We start from the raw sequence: 17,430 nt of genomic DNA on the forward strand, positions 1-17,430 counted from the left end.
ACCTGCGCGACATGAAGATCCTCTGCATCCACCAGAACTTTCCCGGCCAGTACAAACACCTCGCCCCGGCGCTGGTCGAGGCCGGACACGATGTCTGGGCGCTCACGCTCAGGGTCAAGGAACGCGCGATGTGGAAAGGCGTGAAGCTCGTGCCCTACAAGGTGGAGCGTTCATCGACCAAGAACGTCTTTCCGCTCGTCGCCGATTTCGAGACCAAGCTCCTGCGGGCGACCTACTGCTATCGCAACGCGATGACGCTGAAAAAGCAGGGCTTCGAGCCGGATGTCATCCTGGCGCATCACGGCTGGGGCGAGAGCCTCTTTCTCAAGGATGTCTGGCCGAACGCGCGGATGGGGCTTTATTGCGAATTGTATCATCTGTCAGACCCGGAATTCACGCAGTTCGATCCCGAATTCGCGCCGAAGACGCCCGAGGATCAGCCGCTCAAGCTGCGGCTGAAGAACCTCAACAACCGTTTGCACGAAGAGATCATGGATTCCGGCCTGTCGCCGACGCGGTTCCAGGCCGGGACGTTCCCCGCCGCCTTCCAGGACCGGCTCAGCGTCATCCATGACGGGATCGACACCGATACGGTCCGCGCCGACCCGGATGCCGAGCTGCAGATAGAGAACGGCCCGCGCCTTTCGCGCGAGGACGCGGTCATCACCTTCATCAACCGCAACCTCGAGCCTTATCGCGGCTATCACGTCTTCATGCGCGCCCTGCCCCGGCTTCTGCGGGACCGGCCCAATGCCCAGGTCGTCATCCTGGGCGGCGATGGCGTGAGCTATGGCTCGAAATCACCCGATGGCCGCAGTTGGAAAGACATCTTTCTCGATGAGGTGCGCGGACAGATCCCGGATGCGGACTGGGCGCGGGTGCATTTCCTCGGCCGCATTCCCTACGAGACCTTCCTGTCGGTGCTGCAGGTCAGCCGCGTGCATGTCTACCTGACTTACCCGTTCGTTTTGAGCTGGTCTCTGCTCGAGGCGATGAGCGCCGAGGCCGCCATCGTGGCGAGCGATACCCGGCCCGTGCGCGAGGTGATCGCGCAGGGAGAGACGGGACGGCTGATGGATTTCTTCGACCGCGAGGCTCTGCTGCGCGAGATATACGCGCTTCTGGACGATCCCGAGACGCGCGCGCGGCTCGGGGCGGCAGCGCGCCGGCACATTGTGGAAACCTACGATCTCAGAACGAGGTGCCTGCCGGAGCAGATGGCCTGGGTCGAAGAGCTGGCGGCCAAGACCGCCCGTCCGCCGCGAGACTGATCAGAACCGCGAATCCTGCTGCCGGAGCTGCCGCGCGCGGGTGAGGATCGCGTCCTCGACCGCGAGGACGGTCGCCGCGCTCGCCGGGCCGGATCGCGTCATCAGCGCCACGTTCAGGGAACGCGCATCGAGCGCCGGGTCGGTGACGTAGACCGTCGCGCGATATGGCTGCCCTCCGCCCGGCGGGGTGCCGAAGCCGGTGGTGATGACGCCGGTGAACGGATCGATGGAATCGACCGGCAGGAAGCTCAGCGTCTCGAGCGAGGCGTTCCAGATGTAGCGGTTGACCGCGCCGATCTGCTCGTTGTCGCCGCGATTGCGGAAAAGATCCCAGATCGTGCTCGAAGGGGGACCTTCGTCGCCGTAGATCTCCTGGTCGAGGATTTCGCTCGCGGGTCGGGTCTCGACCGGCGGCGCGGCCGGGTCGCGCTGGAAGACACCGCAACCGGTGAGCGCCACCAGCGCCATCGTGAGCCCAAGCCCTTTCGCGATCCGCATTGCGTTCATGTCCCCGTCCCTTGCGCCTTATAGTCTATAGTATCGCGTTCCTCATTAACGGCGGCGGCTGCGCCCGACAAGCGATCAATGGGCAAGGCCGGGATGCCGCGCCCGCCTTCGGGCCAGCCCGCACGGCCTGTGGCAGCTTTGTGGCAAATGTGCATCATGGATCGAGTTGTTCCCCCGGCCATTTCTGCATCGCTTGCAAGACCAGGGGTGCTCGGCGCATAGAAATCCCATCAAGGCCGGGCATCCGGATTGGTACGTGCCTTACGAACACATGAGGGAAACAATGAAAAAGCTTCTTCTTGCATCGACTGCGCTCGTTGCAACCGCAGGCGTCGCTCAGGCCGATATCGCCCTGACTGGTGGCGCCGAAATGGGTATCTTCGACAACGGCAACGATGACACTCAATTCTTCACCGACCTCGAGCTACGGTTCACGTTCTCCGGCGAGGCAGACAACGGCCTGTCGTTCGGCGCGACTATCGACCTCGACGAGGCCAATGCGAACGGCGTTCATGAAAATCCGGCACTTCAGGGTGGCGAAGCAATTTTCGTGTCTTTCGGTGGCGCAACGCTCACCATGGGTGACACCGACGGTGCGCTTGACGCGCGTTCGCCCGAAGCCAAGGTCGGCGGTGCGTCCTCCCTGGCGGACGACGAGACCATTCACCTCGGCTACAACCCCGATGACGGTTACGCCCTCTTCGGCGGCGGTGGTCTGGCACTTGACGGTGCCGGCGTCGACGGACAAATTGCAAGGTTCGACTACACCGTAGGCGGCCTGATCCTTTCGGCCTCCGTCGAGCAGTTCAATAATGGCGATAGCTCTGCGGACGACTTCGGATTCAATCTGTTCAATGGGCTGGTTCTGGGCAACAGAGGCGGTATCAACGGTAACGCTGGTCTCCCAATCTTCGTGGCAGATCCGGACTCTGATGTGGGTGAAATCTTCGGCGTTGGCGCATCCTACGCAACGACATTTGGCGGCGCAGACCTTTTGCTTGGTGCGGGTTACCAGTCGGCTGATGACCTCGCGTCCACTGCCTCCATTGGCGCAAACATGACGTTCTCGAATGGCTTCTCCGCTGGTTTGTCCTTCGCGCAGACGCAAATCGATGACACTCTTGAAAGCGCGATCGAAACCGCACTCGTAACGGGTGTTGGTCCCGGTGCCGTAAGACCGAGCATCGACACCACGATTTCGCACTTCGGCGTTGGCGTCGGCTACGAGATGAACGCTCTGGCAATCGGCCTCAACTACGGCCGTTACGAGAGCGACGAGATCGAAGTAGACGGCTACGGCCTCGCTGTTGCATACGATCTTGGCGGTGGTCTGTCGCTGAACGCAGGCTACGGCTACTCTGATGCAGACATCGACTTCACGACTGCTGACTACGACGATGACTTCGACACCTTCTCGCTGGGTGCACGCATGAGCTTCTAATCTCCCCGGAGATTGGATTGGAGAGCGGGTCCTTCGGGGCCCGCTCTTTTCTTTTGCGAAGGCGCGGCTTAGACCGAGTCCCATGTCGCGCGCTCCGCAAAATACCGCCCAGCCGGGCCCATTGACCGCCCGGTTCCAGGCCGGGATCGCGGCCTTGCGGGCCGGGCGTCTGGGCGAGGCCCGCAAGATCCTTGCCGCGCTCGATCTCGAGCGGCCGAACCAGCCCGAAATCCTGTTTCAGCTCTCGCGTCTCGCGCATCTCGAAGGCGATGCGAAAGGCCGCGCGCGGTATCTCAAGAATGCGCTCGCCGCGAAGCCCGATGAGCCTGCGCTGCTGACCGAGGCGGCGGAGGCGTTCGCCCGTGCAGATCTTCCGAAAGACGCGCTCGCGGCCCATGACCGGCTCATCGCCGCCGCGCCGTCGCAGATCAAACCCAAGGCCGACAAGGCGCTCTACCTGCAACGGCTGGGGCGGTTCGACGAGGCCGAGGAAATCTTCCGCAAGCTTCTGGCGAAGCATCCGCGCGAAGGCTCGCTCTACCGGATGTTCTTTGCCACCTCGAAACTCGACGCCGGTGATCCGGCTTTGCCCGCTCTGAGGAAGGCGCTGAACAATCCTGCCGTGACCGGCGAGGCGCGAATCCAGGGGCATTTCGCGATGGCGAAAGCGCTGTTCGACCAGGGCGAGGGTCCGCGCGCCTTCGAGGAACTGGACCGCGCCAACAAACTCCAGCGCAAGGCCGCGCCCTATGACGATGCCGCGCGCCGGGCCGAGCAATTGGCGATCCGCGCCGCGCAGGAAGGCGTCGACCTGGCACCCATCGGCTCCACCCCTGAGCCGCGTCCGGTCTTCGTCACCGGCCTGCCGCGCTCGGGCACGACGCTGGCCGAACAGATCATCGGCGCGCATAGCGAGGCGACGGCGGGCGGGGAGCTTGCCCATGCGCTCCGGCTCGTCTGGACATCCTTCGTGACCGAGGGCCGGATGGCGCCGCTCCGCAAAGCGTCCGACGCGCAGGTCCGCGACCTCGCCCGCGCCTACACGATGATGGTGCGGCGCGACACCGGCGCGCGGTCGGGCGTCGTGACCGACAAGTCGATCCAGACGCATCTGATCTACGGGTTCCTGTCGAAGGCCCTGCCCGGCGCGCGCTTCATCGTGATCCACCGCGATCCGCGCGACATCGCGCTGTCGATCTACCGCAACCATTTCGCCACGGGCACGCACCGCTACGCCAACGATCTCGGCGATATCGCGGGCGTCATCAAGGATTTCCGCGCCAGCATCGCCTATTGGAAGGGCCGGCTCGGCGACCGCATCGTCGAGTTCCGCTACGAGGATCTGGTGAGCGATCCCGAACCGCAGGCCCGCGCGCTCGTCGAGGCGGCAGGTCTCGATTGGGAAGACGCCTGCCTGCGCTTTCACGAATCGGGCGGCGCCGTCAAAACGCTGTCCGTGGCGCAGGTGCGCGAACCGATCCATGCCGGACGCCGCGCCGCCTGGACGAAACACGAGGCCGAGCTGGCCCCCTTCATCAAGGCCTGGGGAGACGATCCATGGGACTGAGCGACATCAAGGCGCGTATCGCCAAGGCGGAGGCGGATGCAGGCCGCGAGACCGGATCGACGCACCTCATCGCGATCTCCAAAGTGCAGCCGAACGAACGCGTCGAAGCGGTGCTGAATGAAGGGCATCGCCTCTTCGGTGAGAACAAGGTGCAGGAAGCCGAAGGCAAGTGGCCGGATTTCCAGGCGCGCTTTCCGGGCACCGAGGTGCATCTCGTCGGCCCGCTGCAATCGAACAAGGCGCGCCGCGCGATGGAGCTTTTCACGGCGATCCATTCGCTCGATCGCCCGAAACTGGCGCGGAGCATGGCGCGGATCGCGCAGGAGATTGGCTCCTGCCCCGATCTCTTCATCCAGGTGAATACCGGAGAGGAAGAGCAGAAGGCCGGGGTCGCGCCCGCCGACATGGATGGCTTCGTCGCGGAATGCCGCGATCTGGACCTGCCGATCCGCGGCCTCATGTGCATCCCGCCCGTCGAAGAGACGCCTTCGCTGCATTTCTCGCTTCTGGCGAAGATCGCAGAGCGTAACGGTCTCAGCGGCTTGTCGATGGGCATGTCGGGCGATTTCGAGGAGGCCATCTCCTTCGGTGCCACGCATGTTCGGGTCGGGTCGGCGATCTTCGGAGAGCGGGTCTACGACTAGGGTCGAACGCCCACGCGGCGACGGGTGACAAGCTGATCGCGCCCTCCTATAAGGCGCGCGACATACGTTGCGTCAAACGAGGACATTCCATGACCATCCAGGTTTTCGGCCACAAATCGCCCGACACCGACTCCACCGGCAGCCCGATCATCTGGGCGTGGTATCTCAGTGAAATCAAGGGCGAGACAGCCGAGCCCGTCCTCTTGGGCGAGCCCAACACCGAGGCCGCCTTCATGCTGGAGCGCTGGGGCCTCACGATGCCGCGCGTTCTGGGCAAGCTGGAGGAAGGTGCTCCGGTCGTGATCGTGGACACGAACAACCCCGCCGAGCTGCCCGAGAACATCAACTCCGCCGACATTCGCGGGATCATCGACCATCACAAGCTGGTCGGCGGCCTCGAGACCAAGGGCCCCATCGATATCCGTATCGAGCCTCTGGCCTGCACCGCCACGATCATGTGGAAGATGATCGGCAAGGACATGGCGCAAGCGCCCAAGCACGTGAAAGGCGCGATGCTGACCTGCATCCTGTCCGACACGCTGGAGTTCCGCTCGCCCACGACGACGCAGGAAGACAAGGCCATCGCGCATGAGCTGGCGAAGGATCTCGGCATCGATATTTCGGACTATGCCGCCGAGATGTTTGCGGCGAAATCCGATGTCTCCGCCTTCTCGGATGCAGAGCTCATCCGCATGGACAGCAAGGAATACGAGGTCGACGGCGTGAAGCTGCGCGTCTCCGTGCTCGAGACCACCGCGCCGGAGCAAGTGCTGTCGCGCAAGGAGAGCCTGATGGCCTCCATGAGCGATGTCTGCGTCGAGGACGGCGTGGACGAGGTGACGCTCTTCGTCGTCGACATCCTGAAGGAAGAGGCGACGATGCTGATCCCGAACAACCGGGTGAAGACCATCGCCGAGAAAAGCTTCGGTGCGAATGTCGACGGCGACACGGTCGTGCTGCCGGGCGTCATGAGCCGGAAAAAGCAGATCATTCCGAATTTGAAGGCGTAAGCGCGTTCGGCGCAGCCAAAATTCAAAGCACGTCATCCTCGGATCAACTCCGAGGATGATTGGCGTCGTTTGGCATCTAGCCATTCGCGGGCCCGCCCCCTACCAATAGGCGCATCGCCACAGGAGCCGCCTCATGACCGAAATCATCCGCCAGCTCTCTGACATCTCGGCGCGGTATGACGCGTTGTTCGTCGATCTCTGGGGCTGCGTTCATAACGGCGTCGTGGCCTATGACGACGCGGTCACGGCGCTGCAGGCGTTCCGCGCGACGGGCGGCAAGGTGGTGCTCGTTACCAACGCACCGCGCCCTCGCGACAGCGTGGCGCGCCAGATCGCGAAGCTCGGCGTGCCGGACGATGCCTGGGACACGATCGCGACCTCGGGAGATTCCGCCCGCGCGGCGATGTACCGGGGCGCGGTTGGCCGCAAGGTCTGGTTCATGGGCGAGGATCACGACAAGAGCTTCTTCTCGCCCCTCCACATCGTCGACAACCCGGTCGAGATCGAACAAGTCCCGCTTGAGGACGCCGAGGGTATCGTCTGCTGTGGCCCGTTCGATCCGCACGCGGATATCGCGGTGAACCGGCCCGAACTCCTTTATGCCAAACAGAAGGGCCTGAAGCTGCTTTGCGCCAATCCCGATATCGTGGTCGACCGCGGCGACAGTCGCGAATGGTGCGCGGGCGCGGTCGCCAAGCTCTATACCGAGATGGGCGGGGAAAGCCTCTATTTCGGCAAGCCGCATCCGCCGATCTACGATCTTGCGCGCAACCGGCTGGCCGAGCTGGGCGAAGCGCCGAGCAATTCAGGGATCTTGGCCATCGGGGATGGCCCGCAGACCGATATCTCGGGTGCGATGGGCGAAGATCTCGATTCACTGTTCATTTCCGGTGGACTTGCCTCTGAAGAGACGCGCACCACCACCGATCCCGACTCCGATGCGTTGAAGGCGTATCTGGCGAAGGAAGGCATATCCCCAAGCTTTGCCATCGGTTATCTGCGCTAAGGGCCTCTGCGACCAAAGCGGCGCTTGATTTCTGCGCTCGCGAAGTAATATTGTTGCCCGAAAGGCCGCGACGCGTCGCGGAATATTACTTACACAAGACGCGGAGGCGGAAGTGTTGGATAATCAACCGCGCGGCACGATTCCCATCGAGGATATCGAGATGGGCATGACCCGGTATCTCCAGAAAGAGATCACCGATGCCGATATCGAGAAATTCGCCGATGTCTCAACCGACCGGAATCCTGTCCATCTCGACGAAGGTTATGCGCGCGATACGATCTTCGGCGGTCGCATCGCCCACGGAATGCTGACCGCTGGGCTGGTCTCGGCTGTCATCGGCGAACAGCTTCCCGGTCACGGCACCGTCTATATGAGCCAGACGCTCAAGTTCCTTGCGCCCGTGCGGCCCGGCGATCTCGTCCATGCCGAGGTGAAGGTCACCGGTATCGAGGTCGGCAAGCGCCGCGTGACGCTCGATTGCCATTGCTCTGTCGATGGCAAGAAGGTTCTGATCGGCGAGGCGACCGTGCTCGCGCCAACACGCAAGTTCGACTGAACCCGCGCCTTGCAGAGGCCCCGCTCCGGGGCTAATTGCGGCCCATGCGGATCTTTCGCGATCATCGCCGGATACCCGAGGACGCCCGCGGCGCAAGCGCCGCCATCGGGAATTTTGACGGCGTGCATCGTGGACATCGTTCCGTCCTGGAAATCGCGCGAGAGGCGGCACCGGACGCACCCCTCGGCGTTTTGACCTTCGAGCCCCATCCGCGTGAATATTTTGCGCCCGATGCGCCTCCGTTTCGCCTGACATCAGCGGCAGCCCGCGCGTCGAGACTGCAGAAGATCGGCGTCGAGACCCTGTTCGAGTTGCCCTTCGATGCCGCGCTGGCAAGCCTGTCGCCCGAGGCTTTCGCGCAGGACGTGCTCGCCGACGGTCTCGGCCTTGCCCATGCTGTTGTTGGCGCGGATTTCTGTTTCGGAAAAGGACGCGCAGGCACGGCAGACGATCTGAAAGCCTTCGGGGCGAAGATGGGCTTCGGTGTCACCATCGCGCCGCTCATGAAGGCGGGCGATCGGCAGGTGTCGTCGACCGCGATCCGCCGCGCACTCAGTGAGGGCCGCCCGAGGGCGGCGCAGGATCTGCTGGGCCATTGGCACCGGATCGAAGGCCCCGTCCTGCACGGAGAGAAGCGCGGGCGCGACCTTGGCTATCCCACCGCGAACATGTCGATCGATGGGCTGCATCCGCCCCGCTTTGGCGTTTACGCCGTCTTCGCCGACGTGCTGACCGGGCCGCATACAGGCACCTATCGCGGTGCGGCATCCATCGGCGTGCGCCCGATGTTCGGTGAGAACCAGGCCAATATCGAAACCTTCCTGTTCGATTTCAAAGGCGACCTCTACGGCGCGCAGGTCTCGGTCGCGCTCGTGGAATTCCTGCGCCCCGAAGAGAATTTCGACAGTCTGGATACGTTGATCACACAAATGGAAGACGATTGCGCCCGCGCCAGGGCGATCCTCGAGGCGGCATGAGCGACAAAGACCCGATCGACCGGAACGGCCTGACCGAGCGGTTCTGGGAGCGGAAGGCGCTCAAGGATCTCTCGCCTGCGGAGTGGGAGGCGCTTTGCGACGGCTGCGGCAAGTGCTGCCTCAACAAACTGGAGGACGAGGATACGGGCGAGGTCGCGCTGACCCGCGTCGCCTGCCGTCTCTTCGATGACGAGACCTGCCGCTGCAGCCAATACGACATCCGGCACTCCTTCGTGCCCGAATGTATCGTCCTGACCCCGAAGACCATCGAACAACACGCCTACTGGCTGCCACGCACCTGCGCCTATCGCCTGCTCTGGGAGGGTCGGGATCTCTACGACTGGCATCCGCTTCTGACCGGCACGCCCGAGAGCGTGCACGAGGCAGGCGTCTCCGTTCGCGATATGACCGTGCCCGAATTCGAAGTCGATAGCGATGAATGGGAAGACCATATCATCGAAGAGCCCAACTGAAAGCCGCACCCCCATGTTCTTCGCATCCGACAATTCCGGCCCCGTGCCGCCGCAAATCCTCGACGCGCTCGCACGGGCGAACCACGGACCGGCCAAGGCCTACGGCAACGACCCGCTCAGCGAAGAGGTTGTCCAGCGCCTCCGCACGCTTTTCGAGGCGCCCGACGCCGCCGCATATCTCGTGGCAACCGGCACAGCCGCCAACAGTCTTGCTCTGGCAAGCTACGTGAAGCCTTACGATGCGATCTTCTGCACGCCGCCCTCCCATATCGAGGAAGACGAGTGCAACGCGCCCGAGTTCTATACCGGTGGGGCGAAACTGCGGCTCGTGGGAGACAGCGACCTTCTCGATGCAGACGATCTGCGCGCCGCGATCGACCGGTCGGGCCGTGCGGTTCACAATGCGCAACGCGGCGCCGTGTCGATCACACAGGCGACGGAAAAAGGTCATGTCTATACTCTGGAAGACATCGCCGCGCTGAGCGCGGTTGCCCGCGATTACGGCCTGCCGCTGCACCTCGACGGCGCGCGGTTCGCCAATGCCTGCGCCGCACTAGACTGCACGCCGGCAGAGATGACGTGGAAGGCGGGGGTCGATGTCGCGGTGTTCGGTGGCACCAAGAACGGGCTGATGGGGGTAGAGGCCGTGATTTTCTTCGATCCCGAGAAAGCGCGGGAATTCGAGCTGCGGCGCAAACGGGGTGGGCACTTGTTTTCCAAGCACCGCTATCTCGCCGCGCAGATGCAGGGTTACCTCCAAGACGATCTGTGGCTGGATCTCGCGCGGGAAGCTAATGCCAAATCCAAGAGGCTCCTCGACGGGCTCTCGGGCGTGGCAGAGATCACCGGCACTCCGCAGGTCAACATGATCTTTGCCAAGCTGCCGCGAAAGCTCCATGCGAAGGCGTTCGCGGCTGGAGCCTATTACTACTGCATGGACGACGTGGAATCGGGCGACCAGGATCAGCCAGTCATGGCGCGCTATGTCTGTGACTGGTCCATCTCGGAGGACCAGATCGACAGATACCTTGAGATCGTCACGGGCTGAGCCCGGTTCAGTTCATCTGAAAATGCGGCTCGTAGGAGCCGTCATGGAACTGGCCGAACAGCTCGGAGATGTCGGGGTGATCCACCGGCTCGCCCGAATAATCCGCCACGAGGTTCTGCTCGGATACATAAGCCACGTAGAAGCTCTGATCGTTTTCCGCGAGCAGGTGGTAGAACGGCTGGTCCTTCACCGGGCGGCTTTCCTCGGGGATGGACTCGTACCATTCCTCGGTATTCGCGAACTCCGGATCGACATCGAACACGACGCCGCGGAAGGGATGCTTGCGGTGCCGTACGACCTGACCGAGCTTGTATTTGGCGCGTTGTGTGTTCATGGGCGTGATCCTCTACCCTTGACACCTAGCGCTTTCAACGCCGGTTTGTCCATTTTTCCGCCCCATTTTCGCCGGAAACACTCTGTGCAGGTGAGTCGGACAAACGGGACTCGCTTTCAGCGCATGTCGGGCGATAAGCCGCCGTTTACAAGAGGCGCGGCGAATTATGGCCCATTCGTGATTTCCTCGCGCGCCGTGTTCCGCTAGAGTGGACGCCAAGAGCCGATAACGGCCAATTCAGAGCGAGAGGCAAATGAGCAGTTTCCTTCGCGCGCTTGTGATCGTGTTGCTGGCGGCGTCCTGCGGGGGCGGCGGTCCGAAGACCGCGCCGTCCAATCTGGACGATGCCTGTGAAATCTTGCGCGAGCGCCCACATTACACCCGCGCTTTCCGCGCCACCGAACGCAAATGGGGCGTCCCCGTTCACGTTCAGATGGCCACGATCTACCAGGAAAGCAAATTCATCGGCGATGCCCGGACGCCCTTCCAGTATCGGCTGGGCGTGATCCCCGTAGGCCGGCAAAGCTCTGCCTTCGGCTACGGCCAGGCGCTCGACGGCACTTGGGAAGAGTACCAGGAGCAGCATGGCGGCTTCCGTACACGCCGCGACGACATCAACGATGCGACCGACTTCATGGGGTGGTATATGGCCCAATCGCAGCGTGAGCTGGGGCTGTCCATGTGGGATGCCCGGAACCAGTACCTTGCCTATCACGAAGGCCGGGCCGGATTTCGCCGAGGCAGCTACAATTCGAAAGCGTGGCTGTTGCGGGTCGCCGATTCCGTCGGCTCCCGCGCGACGACCTATCAAGCGCAGCTCGTCGGATGCCGCTACGCGCGCTGAACGCATCAAATGGCTGCCGGACCGCCCATGAAGGCGCTCCGGCAGACGTCGCGATCTCGCTTAATTGGCCTCCGCAACCGCCCGGTCGATGTTGAACAGCGAGTTCGGCAGCTCTTGCTTCTGCAACGCGCCCAGCACGACGGTGGTCGTCTGCCCGTTCTGATCGGTGACGACCCATTGCTTGAGTTCCACCGGATTGTCGGTGAACTTCATCTGGATCGTGCCGTATTCGGGTCGCCGGGGATCGCGCGCGGTCACGGTGGTCGCGGTGCCATCGAAGCTGTGGCCCACGACCATGCCTTGCTGCGCGAGATTGACGTTCTGCGCCAGGATGATCGACAGCGGTGTCTGGTTCAGCGGATAGGTCTCGGGCACCCCGCCGACTTTCTTGTCGATGATGACGACCGTGCCCCGCCCCGCCATCACAAGCGCCTGCTCGGGCGGATTGTAGTCGAAGCGCATCTTGCCCGGCCGGGATAGCGCAAGCTCACCTGTCGAGATCGTGCCGTCGCCGTTGATCTGGGTGAAATCGCTCGCTGCCGTGCGGATCCCGTTGAGGTAGTTCGAGACCTCGTTCAGCGACAGCTTATCCGCCGCCGCCTGGCCTGCGGAAAGAAGCCCGATACCAAGGGCCGCGATGAAACCGGTGAAACGCATGGCGTATGATCCTCTTTGCATCGTGTCGTTCTGAGATCCGATATGGGCCGAGGCGGCCTGATATGCGATAGCGCGTGATTTCATTGTGATAAAAGCAGCAACGGCCCGCCAATCAACGCCGGAACCGCCGCGCAAATCGCGAGGAACATGACCGCACCATCGCGGGCGGTGATCGCAAGCCCGAAGATGAAGATCCCGATCATCGGGATGATCCCCGCGAAGGGCACAAGCTCGAGCGGCGGAACCGTCGCGCAGAGGGCAAGGATGAAGACCGCCGCGACCTTGCGAGCCGCTTTGCCTGCCAGCATGCTCATTCTCTGTCCGAACCAGCGATCCATCCGCGCGGCGACAGGCTCGATCCGGTCGAGCGCGGCGCAGAGACGTCTATCGGGCACGTTTTGGCGGCGGATGATGCGCGGCGTCCAGATATGATCGCTGCCGAACAGCATATGCAGGGCAGCGAAAGTCATGATCGCGGCCGTGAAGGTCGGCACACCCGGCACGCCTCCGAGCGGCGTCAGGATGAGCGCCGAGAGAATCAGAAAGACCGGCCCGAAGCCGCGCTCGCCGATGGCCTCGACGACATCGCCCACGGTCACGGTCTTGCGCGTCTCATCTTCTTGCGACACGCGATCGCGAAGATGGTTCACGACATCGCACACCTCCGAGCCACCCGGCGCGGCGAATGCCTTGATCTGTTCTGTCGCGTCGGCCCCTGACATGCAGGCCCAACGTCACGCTTGCGTGAGGGGTTCCGGAGCGGCGGAGCCGTCGGGCCCGATCACTGCTGTTCCGGCACCAGGATCTCGCGCTTGCCGACGTGGTTCGCCGAGGAGACGACGCCCTGATCCTCCATCTGCTCCACGAGCCGCGCGGCCTTGTTGTATCCGATGCCGAGCTTGCGCTGGATATAGGAGGTCGAACACTTGCGATCCTTGATGACGATGCCCACCGCCTCGTCGTAAAGGGCGTCCTCTCCGCCGGTATTCCCGCCGGTATTGAGGCCGAGAACCGCGTCGATATTGTCCGCCTTGTCGTCTTCCGGCCCTTCGACCACGCCGCCGACATAGGAGGGCGGACCAAAGGCCTTGAGGTGATTCACCACCTCCTCGACCTCCTCGTCCGAGACGAACGGGCCATGACAGCGGGTGATCTTCGCACCGCCCGCCATGTAGAGCATGTCGCCCTGCCCCAGAAGCTGCTCGGCGCCCATCTCGCCCAAGATCGTGCGGCTGTCGATTTTCGACGTCACCTGGAAAGAGATGCGCGTCGGGAAGTTCGCCTTGATCGTGCCGGTGATGACATCGACCGAGGGACGCTGCGTCGCCATGATGAGGTGGATGCCCGAGGCCCGTGCCATCTGCGCGAGGCGTTGGATGCAGGCTTCGATCTCCTTGCCCGCGACCATCATCAGGTCGGCCATCTCGTCGACGATGACGACGATATAGGGCATCTTCTTGGGCTCGAATTCCTCGGTCTCGAAAACCGGCTCACCGGTCTCGTCGTCAAAGCCCGTCTGGACCGTCCGGGAGAACATCTCGCCCTTCTTCTGGGCGTCCTCGACCCGGCCGTTATAGCCGTCGATGTTCCGCACGCCCATCTTGGACATCTTGCGGTACCGGTCTTCCATCTCACCGACGACCCATTTCAGCGCGACGACCGCTTTCTTGGGGTCGGTCACAACCGGGCTCAGCAGGTGCGGGATGCCGTCATAAACGCTGAGTTCCAGCATCTTTGGGTCGATCATCACCAGCCGCAGATCCTCGGGCGTGAGCTTGTAGAGAAGCGACAGGATCATCGTGTTGATCGCCACCGACTTACCCGAACCCGTCGTACCCGCGATCAGCAGGTGCGGCATCTTGGCGAGGTTCGCGACCATCGGATCGCCGCCGATATCCTTGCCGAGCGCGAGCGGCAGGCGTTGGTTGCCGTCCCCGTAGGAGCGCGAGGAGAGGATCTCGCGGAAGGACACCATCTCTCGGTTGTCGTTCGGCAGTTCGATCCCGATCACGCTGCGGCCCGGCACGGTCGAGACTCGCGCGGAGAGCGCCGACATCGACCGCGCGATGTCATCGGCAAGACCGATCACGCGGGAGGCCTTGAGTCCCGGCGCGGGCTCCAGCTCGTACATTGTCACGACAGGGCCGGGACGCACGCTGACGATCTCGCCTTTCACGCCGTAATCGTCGAGCACGGTCTCCAGCATCCTCGCGTTCTCTTCGAGCGCTTCATCCGAGAGGTGCAGCCGTTCGATCCGTTCGGGGTTCATCAGAAGCGACAGGGGCGGGAGTTCGAAATCTGTCTGGTTGTCCTCGAAGGAGAGGCGCGGCTGCGCCTCTTCCTGCGCGCGACGCGACGGCTGCACGGGTTTGCGCTGCGGCGTCTGAACGACCTTTTTCGGCTGCGCGGCGGGCATCGCCGGACGTTCGAAGGCAGGCGCGGACGCTTCGGCATAGGCCGAAAAATCGCTGTCCGCATCGTCCTCGTCGTCCTCGACCGCGATGAAGCGATCCTCGGGCACCTCATCGGTGCGCGGCGCGGCGCGGCTCGAAATGCGCGCGGGCTCCGCGGCGGGTGCGGGCGCTGCCGGTGCCTCGGGCGCCGCAGGCGCGCCGGAACGCGCGGTAAGCGGCGGCTCGGCGCGCAAACCGACCGGTGCGGGCGTGTAGATCAGAGGATCGGGGCCTCGGCCACGACCCTTGGTGAGCGGCATCTCCTCGGCGATGCGTGCTTCGGGCACACGGCGCAGCTTGGCCTTCACCGCGTCCGAGATCTTCGCGCTGACCCGCGCGGTTTCGGGCATGGCGGCATCCGGCGCGAGATCGGGTTCGATCAGCTCGGGTTCGAGATCTTCGGGCTGGCTGCGCGGCATGAGCCTCGAGAGGAAACCACCGGACTTTTCGGTTGCAGGCGCGGCATGTGCCGGATGCGCCTGGGCTTGAACGGAGGGCGCGGGACGCCGGGCGGTCAGGCTCGGCTCGGCACGCACGACGCGCTGCCCGGCTGATGCAGCCGCGGGAGCAGCGGCGGCACGCGGCTCCGCCCAAACCTGTGCATACTCGGCCTCTTCGGCACGCGCCGCACGGCGCGCATCCTGCGCCGCCTGCATCGCACGCGCACCGCGCACGGCGCCGGCTGCGCCTTTGCCGAATACTTTCAGAAGCCCGGCGTAGGCCATGACCACACCGACGAGCGCCAGCTGCGCTCCGCGCGCCAGCTCATCACGCGTAAAGCCGAGAACGAACGCGCCGAACGCAAGGACGCCAAGCCCGAAGACCAGCATGGCAAGCTTGAGCGATGCCCCCGCGCCCAGCGGCAGGAAGGTCAGAACCGATCCCATCGCCATATCGCCGAAAAGTCCGCCCATTCCGAAACTGTGGCTCCAGCCGTCGCCGGGGAGCTGGCCTGCCGCAAAGATCGACATGAGGGCAATCCAGATCGGCGCGAAAAGGGCGCGGGAGACCGCGCGCTCCTCGCCGCGATGAAGAACGAGCCGCAGGCCCCAGACGATCAGCACCGCAGCGATCGCCCAGGCGCCGCGCCCGACGATCATGTAGAGCGGTGCCGCAACGGCGGCCCCGAACCGGCCCATCCAGTTCTGCACGGGCGCATCCGTCGAAGAGAACCAGGACGGATCGTCCGGCGAGTAGGAGCCGATCATCGCGGCGGCCATCAGCCCCACCAATACCAGGGCAAGGCCCACAAGCTCCTTGCTCCGTTTCTCGATCGCCGCCTGCATGTCGCTGTCAAAGAGCGGTTCGCGTCCCCGTGCCGGATATGCCATTCCTCGCCTCGTCTTCGGTCTTTTGTAATTATGCACTCAATCGTAGAGGCAGGCGCGCAATCTCTCGAGCCCGTCCTGCATCTCGTCTCTCGGGGCGACCATCGCCGCCCGGATATACCCTGTTCCCGGATTGCCCGAAGGCGTCTCCCGGGAGAGATAGGCGCCGGGCAAAACCCGAACGCCCGTGTCGCGCCAAAGCTTCAGCGCCGCCGCCTCGCCATCCTCGACAGGCAGCCATAGGAAAAACCCGGCCTCGGGTGCCCCGGCGCCGTCGATGCCTTCGAACACGCGATCGGCAATATCGAATTTCTCGACGTAAAGCCGACGGCTCTCTTCGACATGCGCTTCATCCGCCCAGACCTTTTCCGCCACGCGCTGAAGCGGCATCGGCAGAGGTGCGCCGGAATAGGCACGAAGCTGGCGAATGCGCGCGATGCTCTCGGGACCGCCCGCGACGAAGCCGGAGCGCAGGCCCGGCAGGTTCGACCGCTTGGAGAGCGAATGAAACACGACGACCCGTTCGGGGCTGACGCCCATGTCGCGCGCCACCTCGAGCGCGCCGATCGGCGGCACGTCGCGGTAGATCTCGGAATAGCACTCGTCCGCGAGGATCTGGAAATCGTGTTCTTCGGCCAGGCCAATGAGCCGCTCCCAATAGGCGCGATCGGCCACCGCGCCCTGCGGGTTCGCTGGCGAGCAGATGTAGCACAGCGCGGTGCGCTCCAGCACGTCGCGCGGCAGGCCCGCGTAATCGGGCAGATGCCCGGTCTCGGCCGTGGCGGGCACGTAGACAGCCTCTGCGTTCACCGAAAGAGCCGCGACCGCGTAGACCTGATAGAACGGGTTCGGCGTCAGGATCACAGGCTGCTTGCCACCCTTCGTCTCGGGGCAAAGCGCCATCGCCGCGTTGTAGAGCCCTTCCCGCGTGCCGTTCAGCGCCATGACGCGGGTTTCAGGGTCGAGATCGACGCCATAGCGGCGACCCAGCCAATCGGTGATCGCGCGGCGTAGCTCTTCGCTGCCTTCGTTCACGGGATAGCGCGAGAACTCGTTCACATGTCGCGCAAGCACCTCGCCCACCCAATCCGGGAAGGCGTGGCGCGGCTCACCGATCGTCATGTGGACGACCGGCCCGCCGGGCTCATACGCGTCGAGAAGCGCCCGAAGGCGCGGAAACGCATAGGCCGGAAGGTCCGAAAACCGTTCGGGAAACATGCTCGACTGCCTCGTGAATGCGGGATCGTTCCTGCCCCGCTTTGAGGGGACGATACCCTGTCAGGGGGAGGGTCGTCCAGAAATTCCCAGAACTCT

17 protein-coding genes are annotated in these 17,430 nt (G+C 63.8%); 11 read left to right on the top strand and 6 right to left on the bottom strand.

The genetic code is table 11. The annotated features are described in order from the left end of the window. Positions 1–11: 11 nt before the first annotated feature. The gene (locus FIU91_RS17140) at positions 12–1,271 is read left to right on the top strand and encodes a glycosyltransferase (RefSeq protein WP_152463779.1); all 1,260 of its coding nucleotides are present in this window, start codon (positions 12–14) and stop codon (positions 1,269–1,271) included. Here FIU91_RS17140 and FIU91_RS17145 read toward each other — a convergent pair whose 3' ends face one another. Beyond that, positions 1,272–1,778, bottom strand: coding sequence for a DUF3576 domain-containing protein (locus tag FIU91_RS17145; RefSeq protein ID WP_371418208.1), 507 nt, complete (start codon positions 1,776–1,778; stop codon positions 1,272–1,274). It abuts the gene before it with no gap. A gap of 283 nt (positions 1,779–2,061) precedes the next feature. On the opposite strand from FIU91_RS17145, the gene FIU91_RS17150 reads away from it, so the two are divergent. The 9 genes from FIU91_RS17150 (at position 2,062) to FIU91_RS17190 (ending at position 10,500) form a co-directional block, all read left to right on the top strand. After that, positions 2,062–3,219, top strand: coding sequence for a porin (locus FIU91_RS17150; protein ID WP_152463395.1), 1,158 nt, complete (start codon positions 2,062–2,064; stop codon positions 3,217–3,219). An 82-nt stretch (positions 3,220–3,301) separates the two neighbouring features. After that, positions 3,302–4,786: a sulfotransferase gene (locus FIU91_RS17155; RefSeq protein ID WP_152463396.1), complete on the top strand. Its 1,485-nt coding sequence runs from the start codon at positions 3,302–3,304 to the stop codon at positions 4,784–4,786. Then, on the top strand, positions 4,777–5,430 hold the full coding sequence (locus tag FIU91_RS17160; protein WP_152463397.1) for a YggS family pyridoxal phosphate-dependent enzyme: 654 nt from the start codon (positions 4,777–4,779) through the stop codon (positions 5,428–5,430). Before FIU91_RS17155 ends, FIU91_RS17160 begins: the two co-directional genes overlap by 10 nt. An 89-nt stretch (positions 5,431–5,519) precedes the next feature. Further along, positions 5,520–6,440, top strand: coding sequence for a manganese-dependent inorganic pyrophosphatase (locus FIU91_RS17165; protein WP_152463398.1), 921 nt, complete (start codon positions 5,520–5,522; stop codon positions 6,438–6,440). A gap of 133 nt (positions 6,441–6,573) precedes the next feature. Further along, positions 6,574–7,446: a TIGR01459 family HAD-type hydrolase gene (locus FIU91_RS17170; RefSeq protein ID WP_152463399.1), complete on the top strand. Its 873-nt coding sequence runs from the start codon at positions 6,574–6,576 to the stop codon at positions 7,444–7,446. Between the two features lie 112 nt (positions 7,447–7,558). Beyond that, on the top strand, positions 7,559–8,002 hold the full coding sequence (locus FIU91_RS17175) for a MaoC family dehydratase (RefSeq protein ID WP_093008942.1): 444 nt from the start codon (positions 7,559–7,561) through the stop codon (positions 8,000–8,002). A gap of 44 nt (positions 8,003–8,046) precedes the next feature. After that, positions 8,047–8,979 (top strand): bifunctional riboflavin kinase/FAD synthetase, encoded by a 933-nt coding sequence (locus tag FIU91_RS17180; protein ID WP_152463400.1) that lies wholly within the window; start codon positions 8,047–8,049, stop codon positions 8,977–8,979. Then, complete coding sequence (locus FIU91_RS17185) at positions 8,976–9,452, top strand: YcgN family cysteine cluster protein (protein ID WP_093008944.1); 477 nt, start codon at positions 8,976–8,978, stop codon at positions 9,450–9,452. The genes FIU91_RS17180 and FIU91_RS17185 overlap by 4 nt, the downstream gene beginning before the upstream one ends. A 13-nt stretch (positions 9,453–9,465) precedes the next feature. Continuing rightward, a complete protein-coding gene (locus FIU91_RS17190) occupies positions 9,466–10,500 on the top strand; it encodes a low specificity L-threonine aldolase (RefSeq protein ID WP_152463401.1) in 1,035 nt (344 codons plus the stop codon). A gap of 7 nt (positions 10,501–10,507) precedes the next feature. On the opposite strand, the gene hspQ is transcribed toward FIU91_RS17190, so the two are convergent. Continuing rightward, positions 10,508–10,834 (bottom strand): heat shock protein HspQ, encoded by a 327-nt coding sequence (hspQ, locus tag FIU91_RS17195; protein ID WP_093008946.1) that lies wholly within the window; start codon positions 10,832–10,834, stop codon positions 10,508–10,510. Between the two features lie 253 nt (positions 10,835–11,087). On the opposite strand from hspQ, the gene FIU91_RS17200 reads away from it, so the two are divergent. Then, positions 11,088–11,678, top strand: a complete 591-nt coding sequence (locus tag FIU91_RS17200) for a lytic transglycosylase (RefSeq protein WP_152463402.1) — start codon at positions 11,088–11,090, stop codon at positions 11,676–11,678. Positions 11,679–11,738: 60 nt separating this feature from the next. Here FIU91_RS17200 and FIU91_RS17205 read toward each other — a convergent pair whose 3' ends face one another. The 4 genes from FIU91_RS17205 to FIU91_RS17220 all read right to left on the bottom strand — a co-directional run bounded on the left by FIU91_RS17205 (position 11,739) and on the right by FIU91_RS17220 (position 17,334). Then, entirely contained in the window at positions 11,739–12,335 is a 597-nt protein-coding gene (locus FIU91_RS17205) for an outer membrane lipoprotein carrier protein LolA (protein WP_152463403.1), read from the bottom strand. Between the two features lie 80 nt (positions 12,336–12,415). Then, entirely contained in the window at positions 12,416–13,057 is a 642-nt protein-coding gene (locus tag FIU91_RS17210; RefSeq protein WP_093008949.1) for an exopolysaccharide biosynthesis protein, read from the bottom strand. A 59-nt stretch (positions 13,058–13,116) separates the two neighbouring features. Beyond that, positions 13,117–16,119 (bottom strand): DNA translocase FtsK, encoded by a 3,003-nt coding sequence (locus FIU91_RS17215; protein ID WP_152463404.1) that lies wholly within the window; start codon positions 16,117–16,119, stop codon positions 13,117–13,119. A gap of 36 nt (positions 16,120–16,155) precedes the next feature. Continuing rightward, on the bottom strand, positions 16,156–17,334 hold the full coding sequence (locus FIU91_RS17220; RefSeq protein ID WP_093008951.1) for an aminotransferase class I/II-fold pyridoxal phosphate-dependent enzyme: 1,179 nt from the start codon (positions 17,332–17,334) through the stop codon (positions 16,156–16,158). Positions 17,335–17,430: the final 96 nt, after the last annotated feature.

Source organism: Roseivivax sp. THAF30, assembly GCF_009363575.1.
In the GTDB taxonomy this organism is placed as follows: Bacteria; Pseudomonadota; Alphaproteobacteria; order Rhodobacterales; family Rhodobacteraceae; genus Roseivivax; species Roseivivax halotolerans.

Coding starts and splice junctions, on each gene's coding strand:
- FIU91_RS17140 (WP_152463779.1), top strand. CDS start 12: ATGAAGATCCTCTGCATCCACCAGAACTTTCCCGGCCAGTACAAACAC.
- FIU91_RS17145 (WP_371418208.1), bottom strand. CDS start 1,778: ATGAACGCAATGCGGATCGCGAAAGGGCTTGGGCTCACGATGGCGCTG.
- FIU91_RS17150 (WP_152463395.1), top strand. CDS start 2,062: ATGAAAAAGCTTCTTCTTGCATCGACTGCGCTCGTTGCAACCGCAGGC.
- FIU91_RS17155 (WP_152463396.1), top strand. CDS start 3,302: ATGTCGCGCGCTCCGCAAAATACCGCCCAGCCGGGCCCATTGACCGCC.
- FIU91_RS17160 (WP_152463397.1), top strand. CDS start 4,777: ATGGGACTGAGCGACATCAAGGCGCGTATCGCCAAGGCGGAGGCGGAT.
- FIU91_RS17165 (WP_152463398.1), top strand. CDS start 5,520: ATGACCATCCAGGTTTTCGGCCACAAATCGCCCGACACCGACTCCACC.
- FIU91_RS17170 (WP_152463399.1), top strand. CDS start 6,574: ATGACCGAAATCATCCGCCAGCTCTCTGACATCTCGGCGCGGTATGAC.
- FIU91_RS17180 (WP_152463400.1), top strand. CDS start 8,047: ATGCGGATCTTTCGCGATCATCGCCGGATACCCGAGGACGCCCGCGGC.
- FIU91_RS17185 (WP_093008944.1), top strand. CDS start 8,976: ATGAGCGACAAAGACCCGATCGACCGGAACGGCCTGACCGAGCGGTTC.
- FIU91_RS17190 (WP_152463401.1), top strand. CDS start 9,466: ATGTTCTTCGCATCCGACAATTCCGGCCCCGTGCCGCCGCAAATCCTC.
- hspQ (WP_093008946.1), bottom strand. CDS start 10,834: ATGAACACACAACGCGCCAAATACAAGCTCGGTCAGGTCGTACGGCAC.
- FIU91_RS17200 (WP_152463402.1), top strand. CDS start 11,088: ATGAGCAGTTTCCTTCGCGCGCTTGTGATCGTGTTGCTGGCGGCGTCC.
- FIU91_RS17205 (WP_152463403.1), bottom strand. CDS start 12,335: ATGCGTTTCACCGGTTTCATCGCGGCCCTTGGTATCGGGCTTCTTTCC.
- FIU91_RS17210 (WP_093008949.1), bottom strand. CDS start 13,057: ATGTCAGGGGCCGACGCGACAGAACAGATCAAGGCATTCGCCGCGCCG.
- FIU91_RS17215 (WP_152463404.1), bottom strand. CDS start 16,119: ATGGCATATCCGGCACGGGGACGCGAACCGCTCTTTGACAGCGACATG.
- FIU91_RS17220 (WP_093008951.1), bottom strand. CDS start 17,334: ATGTTTCCCGAACGGTTTTCGGACCTTCCGGCCTATGCGTTTCCGCGC.